The sequence below is a fragment of the Brevundimonas sp. CEF1 genome (assembly GCF_051353055.1).
Taxonomy (GTDB): domain Bacteria; phylum Pseudomonadota; class Alphaproteobacteria; order Caulobacterales; family Caulobacteraceae; genus Brevundimonas.
On record NZ_CP195593.1, the window covers coordinates 2674801 to 2688315 of the forward strand.

Genomic DNA, 13515 nt, shown 5'->3' on the forward strand with positions numbered 1-13515 from the left:
GAGCAAGCGGCCGGCGTTCCGAAAGGGGCGTCGGCCGTTTCGTCATTTGAGCCTGGGCTGCGGCGGCGCTAGACAGCCCCGACAGCGAACAGGAGCAGACCATGAGCGGAACCGTCCTCATCACCGGCGCCACGGCAGGCATCGGACAGGCGGCGGCGCGCCGCTTCGCCTCGGCGGGCTGGAAGATCATCGCCACCGGCCGCCGCGCCGAGCGTCTGGACGAACTGGTGACTGAGCTGGGCGCCGACGTGGTCCATCCCCTCGCCTTCGACATCCGCGACGAGGCCGCCATCGACGCGGCCCTGGAGGCCCTGCCCGAGGGTTTTGGCGACATCGACGTCCTGATCAATAACGCCGGCCTGGCGTTGGGGACCGCCGCCGCCCAGGACGCCGATCTGGATCAGTGGCGTCAGATGATCGACACCAACATCACTGGCCTGGTCACCATCACCCACCGCCTGCTGCCGCGCCTGATCGCACGCAAGGGCGCCATCCTGAACATCAGCTCGATCGCCGCGACCTATCCCTACAAGGGCGGCAACGCCTATGGCGGCACCAAGGCCTTCGTGCGCCAGTTCTCGCTGGGCCTGCGGTCCGACCTGCACGGGACCGGGGTCCGCGTCACCTCCATCGAGCCCGGCATGACCGAGACCGAGTTCACCCTGGTCCGCACCAGCGGCGATCAGGCCGCATCCGACGCCCTCTACGGCGGCGCCCAGCCGATGACGGGCGAGGACATCGCCGAGACCCTGTTCTGGGTCGCGACCCTGCCGCCGCACCTGAACATCAATGCGCTCGAACTGATGCCGGTCAGCCAGTCCTTCGCCGGCTTCCAGGTGGCGCGGGGCTGATCTTCTCTTCCGTCATCCTCCGGCAAGCCGCGCAGCGGCGCAGACCGGGGGACCCAGCGGCGCCCGTGAGGGCGACAGAGCCACGCGCGGCGCCTGCCGTGAAGATCGCCTTCGGCGCCGCTGGGTCCCCCGATCTCGCTTCGCTCGTCGGAGGATGACGAAAGAAAGAGGTCGTCATCCCGGCCAAGCCTCTCGCAGAGAGGCGCAGAGCCGGGACCGCCCCACACGCCACCTGCGCTTCCTGCGGTCCCGGATAGCAGCTTCGCCGCTTCCGGGATGACGGCGAGAGGCCTAAACTCCCCCCATGGCCGCGCCCGCAACCGAAACCGAGCTGAAGTTCCGCCTCGGGCCGGGCGCGGTCGTGCGCCTGTCGGGCCACCCGGCGCTGCAAGGCCCCCAGACCAGCCAGTCCCTGCGCTCGGTCTATTTCGACACCCCAGACGGCGTCCTGCGCGGGGCCGGGTGCGGCCTGCGGGTGCGGACCACCCCGGACGGCTTCGTCCAGACCCTGAAGCGCCAGACCGCCCCCGGTCAGACCGCGCGCGACGAGTGGGAGATCCCCGTCGCCACCGAGGCGCTCGACCTGTCCGCCCTGAAAGCCACACCCGCGCACAAACGACTGAAGGGCCGCCGCCGCGACCTGTCGCCCCGCTTCGCCACAACGGTCGTGCGCCGCATCCGCATGGTCGAGTGGGACGGCGCGCTGATCGAGGTCGCCTTCGACGCGGGCGAGCTGTCGGCGGGCCGGCAACGCGAGCCCATCTACGAACTGGAGTTGGAACTGAAGGCGGGTCCGCCCGTCGCCCTGTTCAGCCTGGCCCGGCGGCTGGCGCGCGATCTGGCCATCGTCCCGGTGTTCGAAAGCAAGGCCGAGCGCGGCTGGCGGCTGGCCGAAGGGATAAGCCGCAGTCCCCGTCGCGCGGAGGCCACGCCCCTGTCGCCGGACGCGACGACGGCGACCGCCTTTCGCCGCATCGCCATGGCCTGTCTGGCCCAGGTCTCGGCCAACGCCGAACTGTTGCGGATCGTGCGCCGCCCCGAGGCCGTGCATCAGATGCGGGTGGCCTTACGCCGCCTGCGCGCCGCCGTCGGCGTCTTCAAACCTCTGCTGGCCGAGCCCGAGCGCGAACGCATCGAGACCGAGCTGAAGTGGCTGGCGCACGAGGCCGACGCCGCCCGCGACCTCGACGTCTTCATCCGCGACGTCTTCCACCCCGCCGCCTTGGAGGCCCGCTCGCCCGGCCTCGCGGCCTTGGGCCGTCATCTGCTGACCGCGCGGGGTCAGGCCTATGATCGCGTGCTGGCCGCCATCGCCGCGCCGCGCTACGCCCTGCTGATGCTGGAGACGACCGCCTGGATCGAGACGGCCGCCCTGCCCGACGATCCGGTCGCCCCCTTCGCCGTCGAGGCCCTGAGCCGCCTGCATCATCAGGTCAAACACCGCGCCCGCGACCTCACCGACCTGGACGCCGAGGCCCGCCATCACCTGCGCATCCGCGCCAAGCGCCTGCGCTACGCCGCCGAGTTCTTCGCCGACCTCTTTCCTGCCCGTCGCCGCCGCGCCCGCTATCTGAAGGCGCTGGAACGTCTGCAGGACACGCTCGGCGAACTGAACGACCTGGCCGTGGCGCGCGACAAAATCCCCGGAGAGGCCCATCTGGACGACCCAGACATCGCCTTCGCCGCCGGGCGCGTCATCGGCCGGCGCGAGCGCGACGAGGCCATGCTTATGGCCGCCGCAATCAAGGCCTGCGGGCGTTTCCACGACACCAAGTCCTTCTGGACCGGGCGAAAGTCACGTCAGAAACGGTCGTAGATCGCATTTTGTTCTCAGGCGCCAAATGAGAACATCTTGTGAACCAGAACAAACCATGCACATAGTCCGTCTCACAGAGGGAGCGGGTCCTGGCGGGTCTCTCCCAAAGCCCAGAATGGAATCATGGCAAGGGAGAGAAAACCAATGGCACAGGCGGCATTGAAGCTCGTGGGTAAAGAAGACGGCGAAAAGCAACGCGCTCTAGAGGCGGCGATCGCGCAGATCGATCGCGCCTTTGGCAAGGGCTCGGTGATGAAGCTCGGCAAGGCCGGGCAGGTGAATGAAATCGAAAGCGTCTCGACCGGTTCGCTGGGCCTGGACATGGCGCTCGGCATCGGCGGTCTGCCGGTTGGGCGGGTGATCGAGGTGTTTGGCCCCGAATCCTCGGGCAAGACGACCCTGGCCCTGCACACCGTGGCCGAGGTTCAGAAGAAGGGCGGCGTGGCCGCCTTCGTCGACGCCGAGCACGCCCTGGACCCGGTCTATGCCCAAAAGCTGGGCGTGAACCTGGACGACCTGCTCGTGTCGCAGCCCGACACGGGTGAACAGGCGCTGGAAATCGTCGACACCCTGGTGCGTTCGGGCGCCGTGGACATCGTGGTGGTCGACTCGGTCGCCGCGCTTACGCCCCGCGCCGAAATCGAGGGCGAGATGGGCGACAGCCTGCCCGGCCTTCAGGCCCGGCTGATGTCGCAGGCCCTGCGCAAGCTGACGGCCTCGATCTCCAAGTCGAAGTGCATCGTCCTCTTCATCAACCAGATCCGCCACAAGATCGGCGTCATGTACGGCTCGCCGGAGACGACGACGGGCGGCAATGCGCTGAAATTCTACGCCTCGGTCCGCCTCGACATCCGCCGCACCGGCGCGATCAAGAACCGCGACGAGGTCGTCGGCAACACCACCCGCGTCAAGGTGGTCAAGAACAAGGTCGCTCCGCCGTTCCGTGAGGTCATCTTCGACATCATGTACGGCGAAGGCATCTCCAAGATCGGCGAGATCATCGACCTGGGGGTCAAGGCCAACATCATCGAGAAGTCCGGCTCCTGGTTCTCCTACGACTCCACCCGCATCGGTCAGGGCCGCGAGAACGCCAAGGAGTTTCTCAAGAACAATCCCGACATGGCCCTCGCCATCGAGAAGGCCGTGCGTCAGTCCACGGCCAAGATCGCCGACGACATGCTGGGCGCGCCCGAGCCTGATGAAGGCCAAGACCTCGAAGGATGAATCTGGAGAGCTGATCCAGCCCTCCGACACAGCTTCCGTCCGTCGTCCCCGCGACCCGCCTACCGACCCCGCGGGGTCGGTCGGACGGAGCCGGCCCGCCCGATCCGCATCGGGCGGGCCTCTTTTTGTTTGGAACCTGGCCGCCCGATCCGCATCGGGCGGGCCTCTTTTTTCTTTGGGGCATCGCCGCCCAGCCCGCCAACAATCAGCGCCCCAAATCTCCGCTCATCCCCGCGGAAGCGGGGACCCAGAGCTTTGGCTTCAAGACGCTACGCTTGAAAGGATAGCCCTGGACTGGCGCTCTCACTGGGTCCCCGCCTCCGCGGGGATGAGCGGGTGTTGAAAAGCCGCCTCTTTTCTCGCCCCGCCTCGCCGGGCAGACTTGACCGCAAAGAACCGGAGCCTTCCCATGACCACCGCCACCGCCGACCTGTGCGACGCCCACCCCGACATGGTGAAGGTCTGCCACACCCCGTTCCGCAGCTTCGGTCAGGTCGCGGCCTTCCACGGCCCGATCCGCACCCTCAGCGTGCTGGACGACAATGCCCTGGTCCGCCAGGCGCTGGAGCGGCCCGGCCAGGGCGCGGTTCTGGTGGTCAATGGCGGCGGCTCGCTGAAGCGCGCCCTGGTCGGCGACAACCTGGCCAGCTTGGCCATCGACAACGGCTGGGCCGGCATCGTCGTCTTCGGCGCCGTCCGTGACAGCGGCGTGATCGACACCATGCCCGTGGGGATCAAGGCCGTGGGGACCATCCCCCTGCGCGCCGACCGCGACGCCATCGGCGAGGTCGACATCCCCACCAGCTTCGGCGGCGTCATCTTCACCCCCGGCGACTGGCTCTACGCCGATGCGGACGGGGTGGTGGTCGCGCCGCAGCGGCTGCACGGCTGACAGTGCTTTCCTCCCTGTCGCGAAGCGATGGGGAGGTGGCGCGGCGCGCCAGCGCCGTGACGGAGGGGGCGTCTCAACGGTTGGCCTCTGTGTCGCCCCCTCCACCACTGCGTGGTCCCCCTCCCCATGGAAATGGGGAGGAAAAAGCGAGCCCCCAACACCCCTGATCACGCGCCAGTGATGCGTTCGGCGCAAAATCCCTATATGAGGCGCGTTCCGATATTCTCCCCGCGCGCCTGAATTCCTTAGAGCGATACGCCATGACCAGCCTGAAACAGATCCGCTCCACCTTCCTCGACTACTTCGCGGCCGACGGTCACGAGAAGGTGCAGTCGGCTCCGCTGGTGCCGCAGAACGACCCGACCCTGCTGTTCGTCAACGCGGGCATGGTGCCGTTCAAGGACTATTTCACCGGCGCGGCGGTCCCGCCCTACAAGCGCGCCACCTCGTCGCAGAAGTGCGTCCGCGCCGGCGGCAAGCACAACGACCTGGACAACGTCGGCTATACGGCGCGTCACCACACCTTCTTTGAGATGCTCGGCAACTTCTCGTTCGGCGACTACTTCAAGGACCACGCCATCGAGAGCGCCTGGACCCTGCTGACCAAGGAGTTCGGCCTTGATCCCAAGCGTCTGCTGGTCACCGTCTATCACACCGATGACGAAGCCTTCGACATCTGGAAGAAGGTCACCGGCTTCGCGGACGAGAAGATCATCCGCATTCCCACGACTGACAACTTCTGGGCCATGGGCGACTCAGGTCCGAGCGGCCCCTGCACCGAAATCTTCTACGACCACGGCGACCACATCTTCGGCGGTCCTCCCGGCAGCCCCGATGAGGACGGCGACCGCTTCGTCGAGATCTGGAACAACGTCTTCATGCAGTTCGAGAAGGAGAACGACAAGATCGTTCGCGAACTGCCCAAGAAGTCGGTCGACACCGGCATGGGTCTGGAGCGCATCGCCGCCGTCCTGCAGGGCGTCCATTCCAACTATGACGTCGACCTGTTCAAGACCCTGATCAACGCCTCGGAAGAGCTGACCAGCACCAAGGCCGAGGGCGAGCGCGCGCCGTCGCACCGGGTCATCGCCGACCACCTGCGTTCGGCCTCCTTCCTGATCGCCGACGGCGTGACCCCGTCGAACGAAGGCCGGGGCTATGTCCTGCGCCGCATCATGCGCCGCGCCATGCGTCACGCCCACCTGCTGGGTTCGACCGACCCGCTGATGCACCGTCTGGTGCCGACCCTGGTTCAGGAGATGGGCGAGGCCTATCCCGAACTGAGCCGCGCCCAGGCCTTCATCGAGGACACGCTGAAGCAGGAAGAGATCCGCTTCCGCACCACGCTCGGCCGCGGCATGAACCTGTTCGATCAGGCCACGACCGACTTCAAGGCCGGCGACATGCTGGACGGCCAGACGGCCTTCACCCTCTATGACACCTACGGCTTCCCGCTGGACCTGACGCAGGACGAGGCCCGCCGTCGCGGCTTCTCGGTCAATGTCGACGGTTTCCAGAGCGCCATGGAAGAACAGCGCGCCCGTTCGCGCGAGCACTGGACCGGCTCGGGCCAGACGGCCTCGGCCGGCGCCTGGCTGGCCCTGCGCGACCAGCACGGCGTGACCCAGTTCACCGGCTATGACAGCGAGACCGGCGAAGGCCAGGTCGTCGCCATCCTGAAGGACGGCGTGGCTGTCGAGGCCGCAGAGGCCGGCGAGGTCGTCGAAGTGGTGCTGAACCAGACCCCCTTCTACGGCGAAGGCGGCGGTCAGGCCGGCGACAAGGGCGGCTTCGTCTGGACCAATGGCGAAGGCCGGGTTCTGGACACCAAGAAGCACGCCGATCTGTTCGTCCACGCGGTCCAGGTCGCCCAGGGCGCGGCCCTGACGGTCGGCGCCACGGTGACCGCCACGGTCGAGCCCGGCTCGCGCCCGACCACCCGCGCCAACCACTCGGCCGCCCACCTGCTGCACGCCGCGCTGAAGAACGTGCTCGGCCCCCACGTCGCCCAGAAGGGCCAGATGGTCGACGCCGAGCGCATGCGCTTCGACTTCAGCCACAACGCCCCGCTGACGGACGAGGAGATCGCCCGGATCGAGGACGAGGTGAACGCGGTCATCCGTCAGAACATCCCGACCACCACCGAACTGATGAACCCCGAGGCCGCCATCGAGGCCGGCGCCGTCGCCCTGTTCGGCGAGAAGTACGGCGACGAGGTCCGCGTCCTGACCCTGGGCCACGCCCTGTCGGGTGACGGCGCCTATTCGGTGGAACTGTGCGGCGGCACCCACGTCCACCGCACCGGCGACATCGCCCTGTTCAAGATCGTGTCGGAAGGCGGCGTGGCCGCCGGCGTCCGCCGCATCGAGGCCCTGACCGGCGACGCGGCCCGCCGCTTCCTGCTGGATCAGGCCAATGTCGCCCGCCAACTGGCCCAGACGTTCAAGATCCAGACCGCCGATGTTCCGGCCCGGGTCGAGGCTCTGAGCGCCGAACGCAAGGCGCTGGAGAAGCAGGTCGCCGACCTGAAGAAGCAGCTGGCCCTGGGCGGCGGCGCGGGCGCCAATGCGGCCCCGGAAACCATCAACGGCGTCACCCTGATCGCCCGCGTCCTCGACGGTGTGGACGGCAAGGGCCTGCGCGGCGTGGCCGAGGACTTCAAGAAGCAGATCGGCTCGGGCGTCGTCGCCCTGGTCGGCGTCACCGACGGCAAGGCGGCCATCACCGTCGCCGCCACGCCGGACATGGCCGGCAAGGTAAATGCGGCCGACCTGGCCCGCGACGCCGTCATCGCCATGGGCGGCAAGGGCGCCGGCGGCAAGCCCGACTTCGCCCAGGGCGGCGCCCCGGACGGGTCCAAGGCCGAAGCCGGTCTGGAGGCTGTCCGGGCCGCGCTGAAGGGCTGATCGCCCTTACAGGCTGAAACAGAAAGGGCGACGCATCCGATGCGCCGCCCTTTTTCTTTGGCTCGTTCAAAGCCCTCCCCCTCGAGGGGGGAGGGTTGGGTGGGGGTGAAGGCAGGAGGCTTGAAAATCTAGCGCGCGAGACGTCGCGCCTCCTGCGTCACAACCTTAAAGCCAGGCGCGCACACCCCCATCCCCGACCCTTCCCCCTCGAGGGGGAAGGGAGACGCTCGGGCTACTCCGGCCTACTTAGATCAATCCCCGCCAGCTTCCAGCCGAACAGGTTGCGGCGCTTCATCAGCAGGGAGACCTGCTCGTCCGGCTGGTCGTCGCGGGTCAGGGTGACGGCGAAGGTGTCGAGGTCGCGGTAGCCCCAGGACTGGCGCACCTTCTTGCTTTCAGGTTTCGGCCCGACCTCGGGCTCGACCTTGGCCAGATCGGGCTTGGGCGCCTCGCCCTCCCTCACCATGGCCGAGATGGCCTGGGGCGTGACGAAGGCGTCCACGGCGCCGCCCACCAGGGTCGGGGCCAGCAGCATGCCCAGGCCCGACAGACCGCCCAGACGGTCGTCCTTGCGCATCTCGGCGACCATGCGGGCGCTCAGTTCGTCCTTCAGGCTGGCGCGGAAGGCGGGAAAGTCGACCTGGCGTTCCAGCGCCTTCTCATCGCCGCTCTTGGCCGCCTGCACCAGCGACCGCGCCGCCAACAGGGGCGATGCGGCATAGGCCAGGACAAAGACCGCCACGGCGGCGCCCCCCAGTCGAATGATCAGCTTCTGGTTCATCGGCCCTCCCCTGCCTTACGAACGCGACGGGTAAGCGACATGTGACGCACACGACCTCGAAAACCCCCAAGGACATTAAGGGCATGGTTCGAGGGGGCGCTCAAGGGCGTCGTTAACCCTTGGACGTCGTTACACCCCCGCCGTCATCCTCGGGCTTGACCCGAGGATCGAGCGTTAGGGCGCGCTACTCCTCGTCGACGTCGCGCAGGCGGACAGTCCGATCCTCGGGTCAAGCCCGAGGATGACGGCGGTTGGGATGGAGGCGGAAATACAAAAAAGGCCCGCCGGATTTCTCCGACGGGCCATTCTTGTTGCGCTATCGCTCGCCGCGCGGCGGCTCGCTGCTTGAGCGCGCTCAAGCAGCGCGAAGCGCGGTAGCGCCACTAGCCAATGTTCGGCAGGGCCTTCTTCAGGTTCTCGGACACCTTGTCGAGGAAGCCTTCGGTGGTCAGCCACGACTGTTGGTCGCCGACCAGCAGGGCCAGGTCCTTGGTCATGAAGCCCGACTCGACGGTTTCGACCACGACGCGTTCCAGGGTGGCGGCGAACTCGGCCAGCTCGGCGTTGTCGTCCAGCTTGGCGCGGTGCGAGAAGCCGCGCGTCCAGGCGAAGATCGAGGCGATCGAGTTGGTCGAGGTGGCCTCGCCCTTCTGATGCTGGCGGAAGTGGCGGGTCACGGTGCCGTGGGCGGCTTCCGATTCCAGCACCTTGCCGTCCGGCGTCATCAGCACCGAGGTCATCAGGCCCAGCGAGCCGAAGCCCTGAGCCACGACGTCCGACTGCACGTCGCCGTCGTAGTTCTTGCACGCCCAGACGAAGCCGCCCGACCACTTGATGGCCGCGGCCACCATGTCGTCGATCAGGCGGTGCTCATAGGTCAGGCCCTTGGCCTTGAACTCGGCGGCGAATTCCTCGTCGAACACCTTCTGGAAGATGTCCTTGAAGCGGCCGTCGTAGGCTTTCAGGATGGTGTTCTTGGTCGACAGATAGACCGGGAAGTTACGCTGCAGGCCGAACGAGAAGCTGGCGCGGGCGAACTCGGTGATCGAGTCGTCCAGGTTGTACATGCCCATGGCCACGCCCGACGACGGGAAGTCGAACACTTCGTGCTCGATGACCTGGCCGTCTTCGCCCTGGAACTTGATCGTCAGCTTGCCCGGGCCGGGGACCAGGAAGTCCGTGGCCTTGTACTGGTCGCCAAAGGCGTGACGGCCGACGACGATGGGCTGGGTCCAGCCCGGAACCAGACGCGGGACGTTCTTGCAGATGATCGGCTCGCGGAAGACCACGCCGCCCAGGATGTTGCGGATGGTGCCGTTCGGCGACTTCCACATCTTCTTCAGGCCGAATTCCTGAACACGGGCTTCGTCAGGCGTGATGGTGGCGCACTTGACGCCGACGCCGTGCTTCTGGATGGCCTTGGCCGCGTCGATCGTCACCTGGTCGTCGGTGGCGTCGCGGTTTTCCATGCCGAGGTCGTAGTAGTCGAGGTCCAGGTCCAGATAGGGGAAGACCAGCTTGTCCTTGATCATCTGCCAGATGATCCGGGTCATTTCGTCGCCGTCGATGTCCACGATGGGGTTGGCGACCTTGATCTTGGCCATGCTCTGCCTCTGTCTCTTAATCAGGGAAGGAATATCGTGCGGGCGGTATAGCGAGACGCGCGCGCGGGCGCAAAGGCTGAGCGGTCCGATCGGCCCTGCGACGTAAAATGCCCCGACATGACTTGAACCCGCCGCCAGCTTGACCGTTCATGGAAGCCGCCTATCGCTCCCCTTCGCCGATGAGACGCCAGACATGACGCTTCGCAGCCTGTTGCTGACCGCTTCCGCCGCCCTGACCCTGCCGCTGGCCTTGGGAGCCTGCGGATCGAAGGAAGGCGAGGCGCCGACCACGGCGCCCGCCGTGGCGGGCTCTGCGGTCGAGACGGCCGCCACCTCGCCGGCCGCCACCGTCCAGACGGCGGCCAACCCGCCCAGCGTGACGCGCGAGTTCCGCGACTGGACCGCTACCTGCGACAACACCAACCACTGCGTCGCCTTCGGTTCGGCGCATGAGAACATGGGCTTCGTCCTGGTGTCCCTGGCCCCTGGCCCAGAGGCCCGACCCGTCGTCCACATGGGCGGCTGGGGCCTGGAGGACGGCGAGGGCGACGTCTACGCCGTCATCGACGGCCGCCGCTATGCCGGCGAGAACACCAAGATGGACGAGGAAGGCGACGTCATCGCCTTCAAGACCCCCTCGCCTCAGCTGCTGCACGACCTGGGCAACGGCTCCTTCATGGCGCTGAAGCGCGGCGACGAGCAGATGAAGGTCAGCCTGGGCGGGGCGGCCGCCGCCTTCCTGTGGATCGACGAGCGTCAGGGTCGACTGAACACCCCCACCGCCCTGATCCGCCGCGGCGACCGCCCGGCCGCCGAGGTCCCCGCCGGTCCCGCCGCGCCGCGCGTCAGGGTCGCCGCCGCCGTCGCCCAGACCGGCCTGGTGCAGGACGACCTGTCCCCGGCCCTGCTGGCCCACCCCAAGGTCAAGGAATGCCTGGCCGAAACCCGCAGGGGCGAACGGTTCGAGCCGAACGTCGAGGTCTTCCGCCTGGCGGCTGACAAGCTGCTGTGGGCCGTGCCCTGCGGCGAGGGCGCCTACAACTTCAACCAGACCTACTTCATCACCCCGGCCGACGGGACCGCGCCCCAGCCGGTCGTCTTCCCCACGGCGCAGGGCAGCGAGCAGGACCTGGTCAACAGCCGCTACGACCCCAAGACCCGCACCCTGTTCGCCTTCGGCAAGGGACGCGGCATCGGCGACTGCGGCCGGATGGGAACCTGGGCCTGGACCGGGGAGCGCTTCGCCCTGCTGGACGAGAAGGCCATGCCGAGCTGCACGGCCATTCCTCAGGACCTGTGGCCGACCACCTGGCGCGCGACGACCTGAGCGTCGCAGGCGGCGTCGCGAAAGCATAGACCACCTGCCTTATAACCCCGCTCATCCCGGCGGACGCCGGGACCCAGTGAGAGCGCCACACGTAGACTTGACCCTTTATCCTACCGTTCTTGGAGCCAAAGCACTGGGTCCCGGCGTCCGCCGGGATGAGCGGAAGAAGGTCGCGGGCGACGCTCACGCCTGACAGGCTCCCAGCACATGAAAACGGCCCGGACGCGCGAACGTCCGGGCCGTCTTTCGTTTCAACCTCGCGTGGCGCCTCAGCCCCGCATCTGGGCTTCCAGCACCGCCAGCGGCAGGGAGCCGTTCATCAGCACCTTGTCGTGGAAGGCGCGCAGGTCGAAGCCGGGCCTGGCCTGGGCTTCAGCCCGCAGGCGGGCGATGACGGTGTGGCCGACCTTGTAGGCGCAGGCCTGACCCGGCCAGACGGTGTAGCGGTTGATCTCGCTGTTCGAGGCGTCCAGCGGCTTGGCGCCCGAGGCCGCCATGTATTCGACCGCCCGCTCACGGCTCCAGCGCTCCGAGTGCAGGCCGGTGTCGACCACCAGACGCACGGCCCGGAACAGATAGGACATCAGGAAGCCGACCCGACCCAGCGGGTTGTCGGCATAGGCGTTCAGGTCGTTGGCCGCGACCGCCTCGGCATACAGCGCCCAGCCTTCGTTATAGGCCGAGAAACCGCCCGCCCGGCGCCACTGCGGCAGCTCGCCCGACTCGCGCTGCAGGGCGACCTGCAGGTGGTGGCCCGGCGAGGCCTCGTGATAGGTCAGGGTCGGCAGGGCGAACTTGGGCCAGTTCCCGCTGTCGCGCAGATTGATGTAATAGGCGCCCGGCCGCGAGCCATCCAGCGGCGGCCCCTGATAGTATCCGCCCGGCGCCCCCGACTGGATCGACACCGGCACGCGGCGGATTTCGACATGGGTCTTGGGCAGGCGACCAAAGACGCTAGGCAGCTTGGGCTCCAGCGCCGCCACCTGCTGGTTCAGCCAGGCCAGCAGTTCCTCCTTGCCCGCATCGGTGTTGGGGAAGAGTTGCGCCGGGTCCTTGTTCAGGGCCTGGACGCGCTCGCCCACCGTCCCCTGAGTATAGCCCTGGGACTTCAGGATGAGGTCGATCTCGGCGCTGATCTCGGCGACCTGCTCCTGACCCATCTTGTGGATCTCGGCGGCGCTCAGCGTCGTGGTCGTGTTGGATTTCAGGCCGTTGGCGTAGAAGACCTCGCCGTCCGGCAGGCGCCAGACCCCGGCGTCATGGGTCGCCTGCGGGCGGATGGCCTCCAGCGCCGCGATCTGACGCGCCAGGGCCGGCTTGACCTTCTGGTCGATGATGGCGGCGGCGCGGGCGTCATAGCCCGACAGGTTCAGGGCGCCGGTCTTCCTGACCAGCGACTTGACCATGGCCAGGTCGGCGGCGGGCGTGTCGCGCAGGGTGCGGACCTGGGGCAGCATGCGGTCGATGATGAAGTCGGGTGGGATGACGCCCAGGCCGGCGTCCTCGCGCACCTTGTCCGTCTCGCCGTCCAGCACCCCGGCGAAGGCTTCCAGCCGCGACAGGAAGGCCTCGGCGCCCGCCGCATCCTCGATGCGGTGCTGGTTGTCCATGAAGTCCGGCGTCTCGAAATAGGCGCCCGACAGCTGGGTGACGATATAGGGCGAGGGTCGGCCCGGCCCCGAACCATAGGCGAAGGCCGAAGTCTCGGCCGCCGTCTCGCGCCCGAAGGCGGCGATGGCGTAGTTCAGGGCGCCCGCTTCGCTAAGGCCGGTCTGATCGAAGGCGCGTAGCGTCGCCCAGCGGCTGATGGCCTTGTCACGGTCATGGCGAATGGCGTCGGGGCTGATCGTCGTCAGCTTGGATGACAGGCTAGAGCGCGCGCCACGGTCGAGGCCGAGGTTGGTCGCGTATTCGGGATTGTCGTCGATGTCCGCCTCGAACCAGCCGTCCAGCAGGGCGTTCAGCCGCCCGTCTGCATCGGTGGCGGCGGCGTGGGCCAGAGACGGCGCGACGGCGGCCGTGGCGGCGGCGGTCAGCAGAAGGCGGCGGCGATCGATCATGGTTCAGACTCCCCAAAGAGGCGGGCGCGACGCCGCGCGCCCCCTCGCTACTCA

Annotated in this window: 9 protein-coding genes; 6 read left to right on the forward strand and 3 right to left on the reverse strand. The window is 67.8% G+C overall.

The window, feature by feature from the left end; genetic code table 11:
- Positions 1 to 101 precede the first annotated feature (101 nt).
- The 5 genes from ACR9FL_RS13560 to alaS all read left to right on the forward strand — a co-directional run bounded on the left by ACR9FL_RS13560 (position 102) and on the right by alaS (position 7689).
- Complete coding sequence (locus ACR9FL_RS13560; RefSeq protein ID WP_436355944.1) at positions 102 to 851, forward strand: SDR family NAD(P)-dependent oxidoreductase; 750 nt, start codon at positions 102 to 104, stop codon at positions 849 to 851.
- 304 nt (positions 852 to 1155) lie between these two features.
- Complete coding sequence (locus tag ACR9FL_RS13565) at positions 1156 to 2667, forward strand: CHAD domain-containing protein (RefSeq protein ID WP_436355945.1); 1512 nt, start codon at positions 1156 to 1158, stop codon at positions 2665 to 2667.
- Between the two features lie 144 nt (positions 2668 to 2811).
- Positions 2812 to 3891 (forward strand): recombinase RecA, encoded by a 1080-nt coding sequence (recA, locus tag ACR9FL_RS13570; protein ID WP_105563830.1) that lies wholly within the window; start codon positions 2812 to 2814, stop codon positions 3889 to 3891.
- Positions 3892 to 4300: 409 nt separating this feature from the next.
- Complete coding sequence (rraA, locus tag ACR9FL_RS13575) at positions 4301 to 4783, forward strand: ribonuclease E activity regulator RraA (RefSeq protein ID WP_436355946.1); 483 nt, start codon at positions 4301 to 4303, stop codon at positions 4781 to 4783.
- A 260-nt stretch (positions 4784 to 5043) separates the two neighbouring features.
- On the forward strand, positions 5044 to 7689 hold the full coding sequence (gene alaS, locus ACR9FL_RS13580) for an alanine--tRNA ligase (protein WP_436355947.1): 2646 nt from the start codon (positions 5044 to 5046) through the stop codon (positions 7687 to 7689).
- Positions 7690 to 7921: 232 nt separating this feature from the next.
- Here the strand turns inward: alaS and ACR9FL_RS13585 are convergent, their stop codons facing one another.
- Both ACR9FL_RS13585 and ACR9FL_RS13590 read right to left on the reverse strand, forming a co-directional pair.
- Positions 7922 to 8470, reverse strand: a complete 549-nt coding sequence (locus ACR9FL_RS13585) for a DUF2939 domain-containing protein (protein WP_436355948.1) — start codon at positions 8468 to 8470, stop codon at positions 7922 to 7924.
- 383 nt (positions 8471 to 8853) lie between these two features.
- On the reverse strand, positions 8854 to 10074 hold the full coding sequence (locus tag ACR9FL_RS13590) for an NADP-dependent isocitrate dehydrogenase (RefSeq protein WP_436355949.1): 1221 nt from the start codon (positions 10072 to 10074) through the stop codon (positions 8854 to 8856).
- A gap of 193 nt (positions 10075 to 10267) precedes the next feature.
- On the opposite strand from ACR9FL_RS13590, the gene ACR9FL_RS13595 reads away from it, so the two are divergent.
- Positions 10268 to 11401, forward strand: coding sequence for a DUF1176 domain-containing protein (locus ACR9FL_RS13595; protein ID WP_436355951.1), 1134 nt, complete (start codon positions 10268 to 10270; stop codon positions 11399 to 11401).
- A 269-nt stretch (positions 11402 to 11670) separates the two neighbouring features.
- Here the strand turns inward: ACR9FL_RS13595 and ACR9FL_RS13600 are convergent, their stop codons facing one another.
- Positions 11671 to 13461 carry a DUF885 domain-containing protein gene (locus ACR9FL_RS13600; protein ID WP_436355953.1) on the reverse strand — a complete coding sequence of 597 codons (1791 nt, stop codon included), beginning with the start codon at positions 13459 to 13461 and terminating at the stop codon, positions 11671 to 11673.
- Between the last annotated feature and the right edge of the window lie 54 nt (positions 13462 to 13515).